Source organism: Mucilaginibacter sp. RCC_168 (genome assembly GCF_041355315.1).
Lineage (GTDB): Bacteria > Bacteroidota > Bacteroidia > Sphingobacteriales > Sphingobacteriaceae > Mucilaginibacter.
This window is the reverse complement of record NZ_JBFUPN010000004.1, coordinates 50,507-66,713: the sequence shown is the minus strand read 5'-3', so window position 1 is coordinate 66,713 and position 16,207 is coordinate 50,507. Positions and strand designations below refer to the sequence as shown.

15 protein-coding genes are annotated in these 16,207 nt (G+C 42.2%); 4 read left to right on the top strand and 11 right to left on the bottom strand.

Annotated elements, in window-relative coordinates; translation table 11 throughout:
- Positions 1 to 46: 46 nt before the first annotated feature.
- From AB6735_RS04465 to AB6735_RS04455, 3 genes are all read right to left on the bottom strand, one after another.
- Positions 47 to 1,231 carry an efflux RND transporter periplasmic adaptor subunit gene (locus AB6735_RS04465; protein ID WP_370994642.1) on the bottom strand — a complete coding sequence of 395 codons (1,185 nt, stop codon included), beginning with the start codon at positions 1,229 to 1,231 and terminating at the stop codon, positions 47 to 49.
- A gap of 17 nt (positions 1,232 to 1,248) precedes the next feature.
- Positions 1,249 to 2,736: a TolC family protein gene (locus AB6735_RS04460; RefSeq protein WP_370994641.1), complete on the bottom strand. Its 1,488-nt coding sequence runs from the start codon at positions 2,734 to 2,736 to the stop codon at positions 1,249 to 1,251.
- A 689-nt stretch (positions 2,737 to 3,425) separates the two neighbouring features.
- Complete coding sequence (locus AB6735_RS04455) at positions 3,426 to 4,307, bottom strand: glutamate--tRNA ligase family protein (RefSeq protein ID WP_370994640.1); 882 nt, start codon at positions 4,305 to 4,307, stop codon at positions 3,426 to 3,428.
- A 136-nt stretch (positions 4,308 to 4,443) separates the two neighbouring features.
- Here AB6735_RS04455 and AB6735_RS04450 point away from each other — a divergent pair, with 136 nt between their 5' ends.
- Positions 4,444 to 5,145 carry a head GIN domain-containing protein gene (locus AB6735_RS04450; protein WP_370994639.1) on the top strand — a complete coding sequence of 234 codons (702 nt, stop codon included), beginning with the start codon at positions 4,444 to 4,446 and terminating at the stop codon, positions 5,143 to 5,145.
- 86 nt (positions 5,146 to 5,231) lie between these two features.
- Here the strand turns inward: AB6735_RS04450 and AB6735_RS04445 are convergent, their stop codons facing one another.
- Together AB6735_RS04445 and AB6735_RS04440 are read right to left on the bottom strand one after the other, a co-directional pair.
- Complete coding sequence (locus AB6735_RS04445) at positions 5,232 to 5,573, bottom strand: YciI family protein (RefSeq protein WP_370994638.1); 342 nt, start codon at positions 5,571 to 5,573, stop codon at positions 5,232 to 5,234.
- Positions 5,574 to 5,721: 148 nt separating this feature from the next.
- Positions 5,722 to 6,228 carry a DUF6265 family protein gene (locus AB6735_RS04440; RefSeq protein WP_370994637.1) on the bottom strand — a complete coding sequence of 169 codons (507 nt, stop codon included), beginning with the start codon at positions 6,226 to 6,228 and terminating at the stop codon, positions 5,722 to 5,724.
- 198 nt (positions 6,229 to 6,426) lie between these two features.
- On the opposite strand from AB6735_RS04440, the gene AB6735_RS04435 reads away from it, so the two are divergent.
- Entirely contained in the window at positions 6,427 to 7,272 is an 846-nt protein-coding gene (locus AB6735_RS04435; RefSeq protein ID WP_370994636.1) for an SDR family NAD(P)-dependent oxidoreductase, read from the top strand.
- Here AB6735_RS04435 and AB6735_RS04430 read toward each other — a convergent pair.
- The 5 genes from AB6735_RS04430 to AB6735_RS04410 form a co-directional block, all read right to left on the bottom strand.
- On the bottom strand, positions 7,256 to 7,747 hold the full coding sequence (locus AB6735_RS04430) for a nuclear transport factor 2 family protein (protein ID WP_370994635.1): 492 nt from the start codon (positions 7,745 to 7,747) through the stop codon (positions 7,256 to 7,258). The two genes, AB6735_RS04435 and AB6735_RS04430, sit on opposite strands and share 17 nt — an antisense overlap.
- A gap of 47 nt (positions 7,748 to 7,794) precedes the next feature.
- The gene (locus AB6735_RS04425) at positions 7,795 to 8,697 is read right to left on the bottom strand and encodes a glycoside hydrolase family 25 protein (RefSeq protein WP_370994634.1); all 903 of its coding nucleotides are present in this window, start codon (positions 8,695 to 8,697) and stop codon (positions 7,795 to 7,797) included.
- Positions 8,698 to 8,739: 42 nt separating this feature from the next.
- Positions 8,740 to 9,132: a group III truncated hemoglobin gene (locus AB6735_RS04420; protein ID WP_370994633.1), complete on the bottom strand. Its 393-nt coding sequence runs from the start codon at positions 9,130 to 9,132 to the stop codon at positions 8,740 to 8,742.
- Positions 9,133 to 9,520: 388 nt separating this feature from the next.
- Entirely contained in the window at positions 9,521 to 10,639 is a 1,119-nt protein-coding gene (locus AB6735_RS04415) for an epoxide hydrolase family protein (RefSeq protein ID WP_370994632.1), read from the bottom strand.
- 687 nt (positions 10,640 to 11,326) lie between these two features.
- Complete coding sequence (locus AB6735_RS04410) at positions 11,327 to 12,232, bottom strand: DUF2268 domain-containing putative Zn-dependent protease (RefSeq protein WP_370994631.1); 906 nt, start codon at positions 12,230 to 12,232, stop codon at positions 11,327 to 11,329.
- A 287-nt stretch (positions 12,233 to 12,519) separates the two neighbouring features.
- Between AB6735_RS04410 and AB6735_RS04405 the strand changes: the two genes are divergently transcribed.
- Entirely contained in the window at positions 12,520 to 12,957 is a 438-nt protein-coding gene (locus tag AB6735_RS04405; RefSeq protein ID WP_370994630.1) for a MarR family winged helix-turn-helix transcriptional regulator, read from the top strand.
- A 71-nt stretch (positions 12,958 to 13,028) separates the two neighbouring features.
- Positions 13,029 to 14,288 (top strand): MFS transporter, encoded by a 1,260-nt coding sequence (locus AB6735_RS04400; protein WP_370994629.1) that lies wholly within the window; start codon positions 13,029 to 13,031, stop codon positions 14,286 to 14,288.
- A gap of 248 nt (positions 14,289 to 14,536) precedes the next feature.
- On the opposite strand, the gene AB6735_RS04395 is transcribed toward AB6735_RS04400, so the two are convergent.
- Positions 14,537 to 15,640, bottom strand: coding sequence for a hypothetical protein (locus AB6735_RS04395; protein ID WP_370994628.1), 1,104 nt, complete (start codon positions 15,638 to 15,640; stop codon positions 14,537 to 14,539).
- Positions 15,641 to 16,207 lie beyond the last annotated feature (567 nt).

Sequence of the window (16,207 nt, the reverse complement as noted above, 5' to 3'; positions counted from 1 at the left end):
CAATACTTTGTCTAAAAATTTTAGATTGTGTTTTTTAGCGATGCTATTAGCGTCCGCCTTTACCACCTGCTGATGGTGCAATCTTATTAGCAGTTGTGATCCGCGAGCCATCATGTAATAGCTGCACACCGTCAACCACAACCCGTTCGCCACTGTTAATACCGCTTTTAATGATCATGTTAGGTCCTATAGTTTGACCAACCTGAACTTTTTTCTGTACGGCTATCAGTTTCTTTACCTTTTTTATAGCGGAGTCGGCACCGGCTTTGGGGTTATTCATCAGGCTATCTTTTGCTGTATATACAAAGTATTCGCCCATTTGCTCAACCACGGCTTTGCCTGGAACCACCAACTGCGGACCTTTCTCCTGATTGTGTACCCGTACCACGCAGCTCATACCAACCCTTAACATACCCTTGGGATTTGGAAACACGAGCCTGATAGTAATAGAGCCTGTTTGCGAGTTAACCGCGCGATCTATCACCGAAATTTTTCCGTTTATGGGATAAAGTGAGTTATCGGCTAATAAAATGGTGAAAAGTGAATCGGCAGTCTGGTGTTTGTTTTGCTGTAACAGCTCAAAGCGGGGCAGCTGCTTTTCGTTGATCACAAAATCAACGGCCATCGGGTCGTCTGTGGATATCGTGTTCAGCACAGTAGATCCGCTTGTAACCACATTACCCAGTTTTACCTGGCTAAAACCTATGGTGCCATCAAAAGGGGCGTACACGGTAGCATAATTTAAATTTGTACGGGCTGTTTTTACCGCCTGATCTGCCGATTTAACCTGGCTCTGCGCGTTTTGCAGTGTAATTACCGCATGGTCATAAAGTTGTTTGGCAACAGCATTATACTTATTTAAATACTCATAACGGTCGGCATCCTGTTGCGACTGTACCAAAGTTCCTTCGGTTACCTTACGGTTTGCTACCGCGGCATCATAGCTGTCCTGGTATATGCGCTTGTCAATTTCGTATAATTTCTGGCCTTTTTTTACATGAGTTCCTTCTGTAAAAAATATACCTGTTACCGCTCCCTGAACCTGCGGAAGCAGCGTAACCTGGCTAAGCGCGGCTGTGGTAGAAGGGTACTGATCGTAATATAATACCCGTTTTTCCTTAACCTTAAATAAGTTAACAGGAACTTCAGAATTAACAGGTGGTTGTTTTTTATTGCACGCTGCCAGAATAATAAGGCTTATAAAAATGGCATTTAAAAATACTCTTTTCATGGAGTTGGTTTTTTATATTAATAAGTGATATCTCCCATTGCTTTTTCCAGGTCAATTTTGCTCGAAAGCAGCTGGAACAGGGCGTTGGTGTAGTTGATTTCTGCTGTAATTAAGTTCGATTCGGCGGTTATAACATTCAGGTAAGCCACAATGCCTTGTTTGTATTGAAGGTCGACCACAAAGTATACCCGTTTGGCCATGGCCACATTTTTCTGCTGAACATTAAAGTTGTAAAGGTTGCTCCGGTAATCGGCTAACCCTGTGGCGTACTCTTTATGTAATTGCAGCTTCAGATCAGCTTCGTCCCAACCGATCAGCTGTTCCTGCAAATGCGATTTGTGCAGATTATGCAAACGGGCAAAACCGGTAAATATGGGTATGCTAACTGACAGTCCCACCAACGAACTTGGATAAGCTTTGGATAAAAGACTCGGAAAATTATTGTTAGCGAACTGCGCACTGTAATTAAAGAATCCAGATACCGTAGGTAAAAACTGATACTTGTAATAGCTGCTTAATTTGGTTTGCAGATCTTTCCGGGTTTCTATCTGCTGATACTCTATCCGTTTTTCATATTGTAATTGCTTTGTGGTATCAATCTGTATATCGCTCATCATTTGCGCCGTATCAATACTTACATTGAAATCCTTATCAGGCTCATAGCCCATCAGCTGTTTTAAGGCAGCATACTGAGGCACTACATTTTCATTAGCCTGCTTAAGCTGAGCCCTGGAGTTGTTGAGAGTAATGGTAGCTTGCAGGTAATCTGTTTCGTCAACAATGCCACCTTTATATTGGTGGTAAGTATCGCGAAGGTTTTTACCCAGGCGGGTGGTATCTTCCTTTAAAACATTGATCTGCTGCAGCGTAAGCAATACATTATAAAATGATTTACTTACTGCCGATACTAGGTATATTTTGGTGCTATCAGTTACTTGCTGGGCTTGTTTAACCAACAGAGGGGCAGTTTTAGCGGCATATAATAAATTAGGGCTCACTATGGCTTGTGTAACCGCCAGTTCGGGAATAAATGTATTGGAATAGCTCGACCGCACATTAGTGGTTGAGCCGGTACCCGTACCGGTACTGCCGGTAGTGGTACCACCAGTACCTACGCCTGTTGAAATATTGGCGTTGGATTGCTGTATATAATGGATCAGGTTACCATTGGCATTGGCCTGGGGCAACCATGCCGATAAATTAATAGCGTTGGTTGTTTTGGCAATATCGACATTGATCAGCGATTTGTTTAATGCAGGTTGATGGATCATAGCATAATTAATGCACTGTTTTAGTGTCATATACTGATCAGTGCCATTGCCTGAATTTGTTGCATTAGGCATAACAGGAAAGCCAACTTTATTAGTGTCAGGGATATTTTCCGGAACGGGGAACGATTTGGATTTAGGTTTACCATTTTGCGCCTGTGCACTCAATGATAAAAACAGCAAACCCGAGAATACAACGAAAAGGTTGTGCTTGATATTAAAATGTATTTTATTCATTTCAAAACATATTGTTTGTGCTTTCTGGCACATCCGTATTTAGTTTTATCAGGAAGAGGGTTCGATCGATAATTTTTTCCTGTTTGTTTTTGAGTAACAAATTTTTGAACTATATGAACGAACCGGATATGCCGCATTGCTCTGCGAAAAGTGAGAAAACAGACATATCATGGACCGGAACTTCTATCAATTTAGAAGCTTCAATCAATATAGCAGGAAATAGCAGGAGATGGTCAGATTCTAAGCGTGCACAATCTCAGATATGAACTCTGTAATAGAATGCCCGGCTGACTTAAATGAGTGTTACGCTTTTTAATTATAGCCAATGAGATAAGGCTAACTAAAAAGAATGAAAAAATAAGGGAAAAAGCCTTATTCGGAGGAGTTATTAAAGCTCTGCGGTGGTTTTCGATGCCGCGCTGAAAAGGTGTTCTTACATTACCCGCGCTGTGATTTTTATGGAGAAGATCTATACTTGAAGACGATTGGGGTTTGTTGATCGGGGTATAGAACTTAGGCATAGACGCGATGTGGATCAAAGATACAGCCTGTAATATCACTAAGAGTGATATTACAATACATTGCCTTATGATTTGTTTCCGCGTTTTCACAACATAACTTTAACTGCTGTAAAAATACAGTTTTAACTATCAACTGTTTTGTAATTATTTAGATACAGAAAATAATAACTAAAATAAAGCTAAGGCCCCTTCGGCCAGTTGTTCCCATTTGCTGATGGTTGTATCCATTCCCAGCATATTCGCAATCATAGTATAAATTTGAGTTGGGGTTTTACCGTTTTGCCGTAGGTAACGTACCGAAGTTGCTCCTGCCGACTTGGAAAGTTTTTGGTTCAGCTCATCTGTAAGTAATGGATGATGGTAAAAAGTAATGTTCTGAAATTCTTTTTTGCCAAGAGCCAGTGCCAGTTCATGTTGAGCCAGGGTTGATGGCCAAAGATCCTGCCCGCGAATGATCAGATGGACCCCATAATGCATGTCATCTACTACCGAAGTAAGCTGATAGGCAGGATACCCATCCTTTTTCCTGATCACAAAATTTTGCATATCTGCCGGTAAAATGGTGTTAACGGTTTGGTTGTTATAACCCTGAATGGTTAGTCCGCGGGTGTTATGAGTATGCAGGCGCCATGCAGTATCTTTTGTATCCATGGGAATTTTACGGTCAAAACAGATACAGGTTTCCTTTTCGAGCTGTTTGCGCGAACAGGTGCAGGCAAATAGCGATCCATTATTTCTTAGTTGCTTAATAACCTCCGAGTAAAGTTCCAGCCGGTGCATTTGCGAGTAAACGTCCTTAAATTCTTCGGCGTTACGGGGGCCTTCGTCCCAGGGTATCTCTAAAAAGTTCAGCGTGTCAAAAATGTCCTGTATATACGCTTGTTCTGCACGGGCCTGGTCCATATCATCAATCCTTAAAAATACTTTAGCTCCATGCAGCTTCGCCAGTGCAGCTGTAAGGGTAAACGACAGTACGTTACCCAAATGTAAAAAACCACTTGGAGTAGGAGCTATGCGGGTTTTATGAAAGCGAACAAGCTGATCAGGCATTTAAAATATGAACTTTATATATTAACTTCATCCAAAATAATACAAATAAACCCGTTCCGGAAAGAAAATACTTATCCCTTATTATTTGTTGCAACTATTTACCAAGATATAGCGTCTCCTAAAAAACAATCGAATTATGAAAAGAAAAATCTTTATCCTGTTTGCATTGGCTATCACCATGCTCTCGTTAAATACCTTCGCCCAAAGTGGGCAAACCAGGTCTGTTTCTGGCTTTAACAGTATTGAATCAGGAGGCCCCTTTAATGTACACGTTAAAATTACCGGCACCGAAAGTGTTCGTCTGGACATTGATGACGATGTGGTAAATGATGTTAAAACCGAGGTTGAAGGCGGTGTTTTAAAAATAGGTTTCCGCCATAATTTTTCGTTACGCAACCATAACATTAAACGTGGCGACATTTATGTTACCGCCAAATCACTCAGTGCCCTGGCTAATAGTGGTTCAGGAAATCTCGACCTTGATGGAGTTTTAACAGGGCAAAATGTATCAGTTATCTTAAGCGGATCGGGCAATATGCGTGCCGCCGTAAAAGCATCTACACTGGAATCGCGCATTAGTGGTTCAGGTGGTATTAACCTTAAAGGTAGCACTGATGCTGCGAAATTTCGTATCAGTGGTTCGGGCGAGATCAATGGTAAAGGTTTAACTACCGAAATGCTTACTGCTACCATTAGCGGTTCAGGCGGTATATCAGTGGTAGCTAATAAAACCGTATCCGCACGTATTACCGGCTCTGGAGGAGTAACTTACTCCGGCAACGCTACCATTGCCGAAACCAGGTACACCGGCTCGGGGAGGGTCAATAAAGTGAACTAATCTCCCTTAATTTATAGCAACAGAAAAACCGTTGGCAATGTGTCAGCGGTTTTTCTGTTTTGATGCCTATCAAATTAACTACATTATCAGTGATGGGCAATTGTTCTTACCTCAACCGTATTTCCTTCTCCCTGTAATACTGGGCAGCCTTTTGCAAATTCGACGGCCTCATCAACATTATCTGCTTTTACAATAATGTAGCCACCTAAGGTTTCTTTAATTTCACCAAATGGGTCATTGGTAACCGTTTTGTCAGCGTGCACAACCCGTGCATCATTAAAGGGCAGGCCGGTGCCGCTTACAAATTTATTTTTGGCGGCAATGGTGGCTATCCAGTCCATGGTTTGTTTCATCCAGATTTGTATTTGCTCTGGTGAGGCCACTTTTTGGCCGTCTTCATGTCTGAAAATTAATGCGTACTCTTTCATTTTTTTAATTTTTAAAAGTTGTCTGATCAATGAATTATACCACCATATCAAGCGGACTTTCACTAATTGGACATCTTTTCAAAAAAATAAAAAAAATAAATTATGCCGATGCAATACCGAAAATTACAGCGCGGTTCTGAGATACAATTTATTTGACCCTACCCATTGGGAATTTTATGGCGCGTTGCTTCCCTTTGTATGTCCCCGAAATTTCGGCCATCAGGCTGTCTTTGCCGATGAGGTTATAGCTGATCTTCTGCGGAAAATCATGTTCCGGGTTCTCGAAAACAAAGCCCTCTGCCGATGCCGTGGTCATGGTAAAAATTACCGGTTTTCCCTCATTCTGATTTTTGACGGTAGGAGTATAAAGCAGGTTACCATGACGCTCTTCCAGTCGAATGTGTTCGGCAGATACCGTATCCGCGCCTCTTAATACATAGCTTTTACCAAGGAAGGTGGAATCGTTCAGCTTTTTCCAACTTTCGGTGCTTATGCCCTTTGCTGTTTTGTTTTGCCAGTCACCCAATAGCCAGACAGCCTTTTTAATGTGCTGCTGCTTTTTGTGGCCATTGGTACCTGGCTGCGCCAACGCTATATTGGCTGTAATAACTCCTAAGCTGAGTAGCGAAAGAGCAAATTTTAAAAAATTGTTCATGATTGCAGGTATTTAGAGGGTTGTGATAATTTAATTGTACTATAAAGATAATATCCTCACCAGGTAATATATCGGTGATGGACACTTTTATATTGAATTATAGTTGATTAGTTTAGGTTTATTAGGATTTAAGATGTTATATATTAGTATATTAGGTGGACAATTGTCAGCTCAATAAACCTAACAACCTCACTCACTATGTACAACAATTACTACCTGCATAAAGTTATTTTAGTAACCGGTGGAGGCTCGGGCATGGGCCGGGCGCTATGTGAAAAGCTTGCCAAAGTTGGCGCTACAGTGATTTGTACCGACATCAATACTCAAAATGCCGATGAAACCGTAAGCTTGATAACACAAAGCGGGAAAAACGCTGTCGCCCGCAAACTGGATGTTGCTCAATTATCCGATTTTGAAGCGGTAATAGCCGATGTTGTAAAAGAACATGGCCGCATGGATATGATATTTAACAACGCGGGAATAGCCATAACCGGCGAATTGCGCGATATCAGTATTGACCAATGGAAAAAGGTGCTTGATATCAATTTTTATGGTGTGCTCTATGGCTCACAAACAGCTTATCAATACATGATAAAGCAGGGTAGCGGTCATATTGTTAATACATCCTCCCTGGCTGGTGTGGTGGGGTATATCCCTTTGATTACGCCTTATAGCGTATCCAAACACGCTGTTGTAAACTATACCCGTTGCCTGCGGCAGGAAGCAAAGCTGTTTAATATTAAAGCAAGCATCGTTTGCCCCGGACTGATCGACACGCCCATCATCGGCAGCTTGCCTGCAGTTAACGCCGATCCGAGCTGGAACCGGGACTCGATAAAACAATTTGAACCCGGAATGCCGGCAGAAGAGGCGGCTCATCATATTTTAAAGGGTGTAGCTCAAAATAAAGAGATTATACTGTTTCCGCAGATGGCCCGCACCATTTTTCTTTTTGCCCGCTACTTAAAACCGGGCTACCTGAAAATGGCATTAAAAGAATTGAAAAGATTTAGGGAAAATTACCGTTTTAATGGTCATAACTGATTATCCGTGTAATTTTCCATTCATTGTTTTTGTATTGCCATACATGTAAAAATTTCATCAGGCCAACTACTTCCTTGCCGTTTTCCATATGAGTGAATCTGTGCATGCCTACCTCAATAGCGCCATAATCTTTAATGGGATAAACTTCCAGGCTGCCTTTTACCAGCTCTCTTTTTAAGCCCGAATTGTTATTGTTGGCAAAGTTTTTTTCAAAAGCCTGTATATTTTGCTCATAATTGGTTAGGCCTCCCAGGTCATGGTAAAACTCTAAGCTTGGGGAAAATACCTTTTTTAGCGTTTCCAGATCCCTGGTATTATAAGCGTCGAAACAAACGCTGTCCATATGCAAAATAGTATTATACAGCTTTGGGTCTATATGTTTTTGGGTGGCTTGAGCTTGTACATTATTGCGCCAAAATGTGCAGGATAGCAAAAAAGTGATGGCTATCAGGAGACGGTATATACGTATTTTCATGTTTTTTATTTTATTGACGTTTGTAACTGTTTACCCGTTACAAAAAATCATGGATTGATGAGCAGTTTCCGGAAAGCCGTGCTATCGCCCCTGAATATATTAAAATCAACTTTTTGATTGATGCCGTTAATGCGCGCTTTATCAGAGTGTTGCCAAAATTGCCAGTTGGTTTTGTTGCTGATATTTAACACAGGCTGGTAATAATGCGCTATCCAAAGTGTGTAATCGTCAAAATAGCCCTGCAGGTAATCCTGGTAAAAGCTGATGTTGGTATAAATAATGGGTTTTACGCCCGTTTTATTTTCAATCTGATTTACAAACGACATCAGCTGCTCACGCATTTTAGTCGGCGGGGTTCTGTAAAGCTGCTCTACATCAACCACCATAGGCAGATCGCCCTTTTCCATCTTTACGGTTTGCAGAAAGAACCTGGCCTGCCATATGCCGCTTTTCTGCGGCAGAAAGTAATGATACGCCCCGCATATGATCCCCGCTTTAGGCGCTTCGCGCCAGTTACGCTGAAAGTAGGGATCTACACTTAAAACCCCCTCTGTGGCTTTGATAAAGGCAAAAGTGATATGCACATCGTCATCATTCATGGCTTTTACCTTTTGCCAGTTTATTTTGCCCTGGTACGATGACACATCGATGCCGTGAACTGTAAACCCCGCCGGAATACGCACATTAAAGCTTTTATAGGTACGATAGCGAGTATCATGCCCTATATCCAATACCCAGCGCCAGGTAGCGCTAAAACTCCGCAAAACATAGCCATAATAAAAAGGCGAAAGCAGGATGAGTAACAGTCCGACTATAGCTATTCGCCAGTATATGGTGGTTTTTTGATCCTTTTTCTTTTGGGCCACGGTTTTTCTTTTAGCAGGAGCTTTCTTTTTCACCGGGACAAAGGGGTTGGGAATTTCGGTAACTTTTTTTTCGGTAGGTGGCACGGCACAAATTTACAAAAATGCCGGTATGCCATGCTCAATTCGCTATAATATATTGCGAGGGTTGTTTTTAACGTGCGCTATTTTAAGCTGGAACATCTGGGCCATTTTACCTGCCCGCCATTTGGCCTCATCCGCTTTTTCGCCCTGGAACAAGCTATCTACCGTGGCCGAGAATAAGTTAAGCCAGGCTTCAAAATGCTGCTCATCTACCGATAAACGGGCATGGGGCGGAAAAGGCGCGCCGTTATAGGTATATTGCTCCAGTAGTACGGTTTGCCAAAAAGTATACATTTTTTCGAGATGAGGCAGCCAGTGCCCGCCGAGACGTTCGGTAAATATAGGGGCGAGTAAAGGATCAGCAGCTACGTGGGTATAAAAAGTATCTACCAGTAGTTTGATATCATCCAATGTGGCTATGTCGTGTTTGGGTTCCATAATTACTCGGTACAAAAGTGGTGTTTTGAGGCGACAAATATTTAATGATGAAGTAATTTTTGACGCCTCGGTTTTTTTCTGATAATGCTGTCCAAAACTTTTTAAACCTTAAATTTTAACACTTTTCCGCTCAAAAGCGGACTAAAAACGCTTAAAAATTGATCCAAAACCATCGATTTTAACACTTTTTAACAAATTTTAATGCGGTTTTGATCGGTTTTGAAAACTTTAAAAAGTGGTAACCTTATTTTTTATCAAACGATCGATTTTTGGTCTTGTTTTATCCTTAACAAAACAGCCCGGTGCCCTTGATGAAGGAGCACCGGGCCGCGGTTTTATACGATATACGAAAATTGGGGTGGAATTACAAATGGCAGATCTATTACCACTAATTGATACTGTAAAAGAAGCTTCTTAATTCATCAGCAAAAACATCCGGTACTTCCAGGGCGGCAAAATGCCCTCCTTCGTTCATTTTTTTATAGCTGGTCACATGCACAAAGCGTTCTGCCCATTCTTTGGGAAATTGTGCTTCCCTCGGGAATACCGATACACCCGCGGGTACATTGCTTTTTTGCAGAGGTTTTGCACTACCCCATTGTGCTATTGCATCCACCTTGTACATTTTAACGGAGGTGGCTATGGTTTGTGTAGTCCAGTAGATCATGATATTGGTTAGCAATTCATCCCTGCCGCCAAATGCTTTTTCCAGGATCTCAGGAGAGGCCCCCGCATTGCCGAAACTCAGCATCCAGGCAGCTAGCGCTGCGGGTGAGTCATTCAGGCCGTAAGCCAGCGATTGTGGTTTTGTGGCTTGCACCATGGCATACGCACCTTCGCTATACCACCATTGCTGCACAAACTGTGCAAATTGCTTTTCGGCTTCGGTCATGGTGTTGGGGTCTTCCTGGCCCATTGGGTAACCAACATCTGTAAAATGCACGCCTCCCACCGCATCAGGATATTTTGATGCAAGGGCCTTGGTAACGCCCATGCCTACATCGCCACCGGCTGCATAAAATTGGGTATAGCCCAGGTTTTCGGTCATCAGTACCTTCCACAGATCGGCAACTGCTTCGCTGGTGATAGCCGTTTTTTCGGAGAAGCCGAAGCCCGGGATAGATGGAATAACCAGATCGAAACTTTGATCGCCCTGGGTTAATAAGGGGATGATTTTGTGGAAACGATAATAGCTATCTGGCCAGCCATGGGTTAACAAAAGCGGCCTGGAGTTTTTGCCTTCGCCCTTAATGTATTGAAAATGAATTTTTACACCATTTACATCAGCTGTGTATTGAGGATACTTGTTCAACTCTGCTTCTTGTTTGCGCCAATCGTAATGATTGATCCAGTAATTTACCAGTTCTTTCAGATAAGTTTCGCTGGTGCCGAAGTTCCAGCCGGAGTCCTCTGCTTCACCGGGCCAACGGGTGTTTTTTAAACGGTTTTCCAGATCATCTAACACGGATTGAGGTACAGATACCTTAAATGTTGTTGTGCTTTTCATTGTTGATATTTTAGGAGTTTGTGAATAGCAGATTGTTGCGCCGCATCATAGCGACGCGAAAAAGAGTTTGAAATTTGCTCATAGCAGTTTATGTTTTGTTTGAACAAAATATATTCAATGAATGTCACTCCACCCCGAGCCTGTACCACTTTCTCAAATACGTATAATGCTCCCTAAATGTAACAAACGCGATACAAATAATTTAAAGAATAAGCTTTTTGGGGGAAGTAGGGGAGAGAGTCAAGATATAAGAGTCAAGAATCGAGAATCAAGACAAAACACATGCGTCACTGCTGTACGAAGACAACCGACCAAAGGGAGCTTATTGATATCAATAAAACCAAATACATCATTAATAATCCCCCGCATACTGAGCGAAAAATGCATGTCGCAGAGCGCTCAATTGCCGCTGAGCTGTTACTTTGTAGCCACAAAGTAACCAAAGGGCTTGTCACCAGAAATGCTTCTTTGCGCTCCTGGCCATTGCCCTGCAAATCAACCAGAACCACGGGCTGCAATTATTTTGCCCTACTTCGTTCGCACAATCCCGGGCTTCAGCAAAAACTTGCAATGCCCCTGCAACCGCACATGACCACCATTGTTCTGCCCGTTTTCGCCTGAAGCTGTTCTGCTGACTGGGAAGGAAAAAATGGTTGTTCTTAATCAATAATTCACTAAATCACTAATTCAATAATTAAGATACTTATCCAAGTAACCGCTTTTTTTCAGAAAATCTGGATAGTCTTTAATATTCAGGATTTCATAGATGGCCTGTTTTTTATCTGTTGCTTTAGCGTAATAGTGGGCGCAGATCTGGTAGCCTATCCAATAGCCCAGGTCGTTCGGACGATCATCTTTTTTAGAAGTTCCGTAAAGCCAGTCGTTACGCTCGGTGCCGTTCATGAGGGAAATAAACTCTTTGCAAAGCCGGGCGGTATTCGCATTACCATAGTTATTCGCGGCATCATCGCCACGAGTTCCGGATATCAGTTCACCTATAAAGTCGGCACTGCCCTCTATTATGCTTTGTTGTAGTAAGGTCGGGTTTTCGCTGGTTAGGTTCTGTTGAAAATGGATGAGTTCATGCGCTACAATGCCCGGTAAGCCATCAATATTGTTTTGCATTTCGGCACCAATAAATAATCCTTGATCGCCGGAAGTCCCGCCCGAATTATACGCACCGATCACAAAGTAAACCGGTGGGAATTTGGCCTGCGGATATAAATATTTTAAAGCATAAAAAGTGCTCCGGCATTGTTTTTCCTTTTCTTTTATGCGTAAAGTGTTTGCCCTTACTTTTTCATAATCGGCCTGCCGCTTCTTTACCATTTTGTATAAGTTATCGGCACTGCGGATACGGTAAGGGGTAAAGCCTTTTACGCCCTCGCTGCCAATGTCGATGTATTCTTTGCCAAAGGTGTTTTGGGAAGTATCCTTTTTAAAATGGTCAAAAGCTTTCCAGAAATTATCAATATCGCCGGTCACAAAGCGCGCGCTGTCGGGCAAATTGGAAAAACCGTTTTGCGCGAAGCCATGGATGTAAAAATTGAGCAGTAAGGCTGTAAGGATGATGGGTTTCAGGTGTTGACGCATGTTGAGATAATAGTTTTGTATGCAAGACGCAAAAGGAATAAAAAAGGTTGCATTTTTTTGGTCAAATTATTTAAGAGTCTTTTCTTAATTCGTCATTGCGAGGAGGAACGACGTGGCAATCCCTCAATTACAGAGCGAACCTATATATCGGGGATTGCCACGCTGCGCAATGACGGGTGTATTAATAGTATGAGTTGGGTAAGCCAGCCCTTTTTTCTTTATGACTTTAGCCAGATAAAACAATATTTATATTTGTAAGGTAAACTTACAAGTTTACTTGATGAATTATGACAGAGCAAAAAGATATCCTGCTGGCTTCTGAGCTGCGTACCGTGGTAACACGGCTGATCAAAAAACTGCGTAAACAATCATCCACAGCCGATAAACTATCGCTCACCGAGCGGTCGATCATCGCCCTTTTGGATAAACATGTGGAACTGCTGCCCAATGAACTGGCCGCGATGGAGAAGATCACCACGCAAAGCATGTCGCAAATATTGAGCAAGCTGCAGCAGATGGACCTGATCAAGAGGCGTATTTCTGAAACGGATAAACGCAAGGCCATCATCTCCTTATCCGATCTTGGTCGTACCCTGCTGTACCAGGTACGAAGCGAGCGCAACGAATGGCTTAACAAAGCCTTAGATGCCACCTGCACAACAGAGGAAAAAGCATTACTGAAACAAGCCATTGGCCCCCTAACCAAATTGGTCGATTTTGATTGATGAAAGATCAAAGCTGAAAAAAATCACTAAATCACTAAATCACTAATTCACTAATTCAATCATTGCAAAGGATGAACATAAGTACATTTAATGCCTTTAAGAGCCGCAATTACCGGTTGTATTTTGCCGGGCAGTCCATATCGTTAGTTGGTACCTGGATGCAGAAAACCGCGGTAAGCTGGGTTATCTACTCGCTTACCCACTCGGAGTTTATGCTGGGGCTTACCCTGTTTGCCAGTTTGTTCCCCTCGTTTTTATTCTCGTTCCTGGGTGGTGTAGTGGCCGATCGTTATAACCGTTACCGTTTGCTGCTGGTCACACAAGCAGCATCCATGATACAGGCGCTGCTGCTTACCGCGCTGATATTCTGGGGGCATTATGTGGTGTGGGAGATCATCGCGCTGAGCGCAGTGCTGGGTTTTATCAACGCGTTCGACGTGCCAGCCCGGCAATCATTGGTGTATGAGATGGTGGATAACAAAGCCGATCTGCCTAATGCCCTCGCCCTCAATTCATCCATGGTTAACCTTTCCAGACTTATCGGCCCAGGCATAGCCGGACTGGTGCTGGAGAAATTTGGCGATACCATATGTTTTGGCGCAAATGCCTTCAGCTTTATAGCTGTAATCGGTTCCTTACTGATGATGCGCTTACCCAAAATGGCGACCAAAAAACACGATAAAAATATTTTCTCCGAACTGAAGGAAGGCTTTGTTTACATCAGTAATACGCCGTCCATCAAATCCATACTTATTATGCTGGCGGCTATCAGTTTACTGGTACTACCCTTTAGTACGCTGATACCGGTGTATGCCAAGGATATTTTTAAAGGCACGGCATCCACATTTGGTGTTTTGGATAGTTTGATAGGTTTGGGCGCGTTTTCGGGCGCTATTTACCTGGCCTCGCTTAAGCCCGGCCATAACCTCAAAAAGATCCTGGCTGTTAACACGCTGATATTTGGCGGCGGACTGGTCATCTTTTCGCACATGCCCAGTTATCCGCTGGCCCTGTTGTTTGCGGCGGTAACCGGTTTCGGGATGATGTCGCAGATCACCATCAGCAACACGTTGATCCAAACTACGGTGGCGCCGGATATGCGCGGCCGGGTGATCAGCTTTTACGCCATGGCATTTTTTGGCATGCAACCACTGGGTGGTTTGCTGGTAGGGGCGGTGTCGCAATGGATAGGTACGGCCGATACGGTGATGCTGGAGGGTATAGTAGCCCTCATCATCGGTATACTGCATTTTCGTTTCCTGCGCAAAACACAACTCCACAAAGATACCGTGCATACGCTGGAACAGCAGCCTATTAATACGCTTGCATAGTTTAGCAGTTTAGTATCAAGTAGCGGGTATCAAGTATCACGACTGAATAAAATTAGATAAGGGTCCTGCGCTGTCCGAAGTCTCCGACTTCGGATTGGCTATGTTTGTAGTCTCTGACTACAGTAAAACGAGAAACAACGCTTAATCTGGTTTCAGGTATCGGTAGTTGAAAACTACCGGCATAATGGTCCGAAGTCGGAGACCTCGGACAGCGGGAGATTTCTCCGTTACCATAAACGGTATGATTTCTAATGCTTGCGTTGATAGTTCTTCACCTCGTTAAGATAATACAGCGTGCGTTTTTTCTTCACTTTATCAAGCAATGCGGCTCTTAATGTTTTATAGTAAGCATTGATAAATATAATATCATCATCACCTGTTAAATAATAAGATAGAACTTGCGGTTTACTGATCTTTGAGTTTTTGTAATCACCTTGAAAGATTTTTAATTGTTCATTCCAGTTATATTTAACTATAGTGGAGTCATTGATAATATCGGGCCCGAAATCAGTGGTATCAGAGGAGACTGGAAATTGATCATAATAAACCATTTTAATAGTTAAAGGATTAGTTTTTTGAACAAATGATTCGAGCCAGAAAGCCCGACCTACTGATATTGTCAAATTTCCATTTTGGAGTTCGTTTAAAACAGGAATTAATTTATCGCCATCATATTTATAGAAGAAATAGTTATTCCACCAAATGCCTGAGCCGTCATCAAATTCCTCTTTATAGTAAATTACGGTTTTTCCATCCGTGTCTTTATAATGTTCCAGATTGAGCCCATAACGACTGGACCCGTTATGCCTGGCAATGATTTTGTTCCCTTTAAAAAAATATAAATAAGCGTTTTCACAGTGGGTTGGAGCTCCAATACAAATAGCATATTCATTAAAATCTGCTTTATGTTTATCAAAAGGGTAATAAACCACAGGGATAAGTCCTTCTTTATAAGTTAAAAGCACACTCTCTTCGTTGCAGGCACTGTCAATTTTCTTATTTCCAAAAATCCGTCTTGCTGTAAGAATATCTATTGCTCCGGTATGGGTTGCTTGTTTGAGTTTTTTAAAATCACTCAATGAGATTACGCTATCAAGTTGTGCCTGATTTTTAAAAATTGAATCGGCCCAAAAAGCTGTTTTAGCTGCAAGCGGCTGTGTTGGCAGGTGACCTACACTATCTAAAAATTGTTCGAGTTGCTGGTCGCTGTATTGGATTTTTTTAGGGGGTGTATTACTCGTTGGTTTTGAAATGGCAGGAACATGTGAACTGGATTTTTTTTCAACAGGCTTTTGCTTGTTGTTACAGCCTATGAGCATTGAGAACAATAACAGGTAAAATAGTTTTTTCATTGTGAAATGGTTGTTTTTATGCAGGGAATCGCTGCATCGGCTCTTTGAGGTTATCCCATTTTGAGTGGCAAAACAACCGCTTAGGTGATATAAATTTATAATGAAATTTCAATAATATATTATGCCTACGGTAACAAATTTTCGGTCGTCTTTTGAACAGTTCTTGCGCTGTCCCGATTCTGCGCTGTCCGATTGATTATGTTTGTTTCTGCGACTACAGTAAAACGGCAACAACGTTTGCTTCAGGTACCGGTAGTTGAAAACTACCGGCATAATCGTCCGAAGTCAGAGACTTCGGACAGCGGGATTGGAAATATCACGTTAACAGCTATAACAATACTTTTATAATTGAAAATCTATCCCCAGTTTGTGATGTTTGTAATATTAAAACTTCTAAAAGCTGGGGTGATGGTTATTATCATTGTCCAATGTGCCGTAAGGAATATCTATCAAATTATTCAGGAGAGTATGAATATGATATTCAGGCGCTTATTAGCCATCATATTGAAGCGAACAATTTAAACAAGCCAGTTGTGCAGCAATGAATTTCCTTCGCTACCACAAGCG

Coding starts and splice junctions, on each gene's coding strand:
- AB6735_RS04415 (WP_370994632.1), bottom strand. CDS start 10,639: ATGAAAAGCACAACAACATTTAAGGTATCTGTACCTCAATCCGTGTTA.
- AB6735_RS04395 (WP_370994628.1), bottom strand. CDS start 15,640: ATGAAAAAACTATTTTACCTGTTATTGTTCTCAATGCTCATAGGCTGT.
- AB6735_RS04445 (WP_370994638.1), bottom strand. CDS start 5,573: ATGAAAGAGTACGCATTAATTTTCAGACATGAAGACGGCCAAAAAGTG.
- AB6735_RS04430 (WP_370994635.1), bottom strand. CDS start 7,747: ATGAAAATACGTATATACCGTCTCCTGATAGCCATCACTTTTTTGCTA.
- AB6735_RS04435 (WP_370994636.1), top strand. CDS start 6,427: ATGTACAACAATTACTACCTGCATAAAGTTATTTTAGTAACCGGTGGA.
- AB6735_RS04460 (WP_370994641.1), bottom strand. CDS start 2,736: ATGAATAAAATACATTTTAATATCAAGCACAACCTTTTCGTTGTATTC.
- AB6735_RS04440 (WP_370994637.1), bottom strand. CDS start 6,228: ATGAACAATTTTTTAAAATTTGCTCTTTCGCTACTCAGCTTAGGAGTT.
- AB6735_RS04420 (WP_370994633.1), bottom strand. CDS start 9,132: ATGGAACCCAAACACGACATAGCCACATTGGATGATATCAAACTACTG.
- AB6735_RS04465 (WP_370994642.1), bottom strand. CDS start 1,231: ATGAAAAGAGTATTTTTAAATGCCATTTTTATAAGCCTTATTATTCTG.
- AB6735_RS04455 (WP_370994640.1), bottom strand. CDS start 4,307: ATGCCTGATCAGCTTGTTCGCTTTCATAAAACCCGCATAGCTCCTACT.
- AB6735_RS04410 (WP_370994631.1), bottom strand. CDS start 12,232: ATGCGTCAACACCTGAAACCCATCATCCTTACAGCCTTACTGCTCAAT.
- AB6735_RS04450 (WP_370994639.1), top strand. CDS start 4,444: ATGAAAAGAAAAATCTTTATCCTGTTTGCATTGGCTATCACCATGCTC.
- AB6735_RS04400 (WP_370994629.1), top strand. CDS start 13,029: ATGAACATAAGTACATTTAATGCCTTTAAGAGCCGCAATTACCGGTTG.
- AB6735_RS04405 (WP_370994630.1), top strand. CDS start 12,520: ATGACAGAGCAAAAAGATATCCTGCTGGCTTCTGAGCTGCGTACCGTG.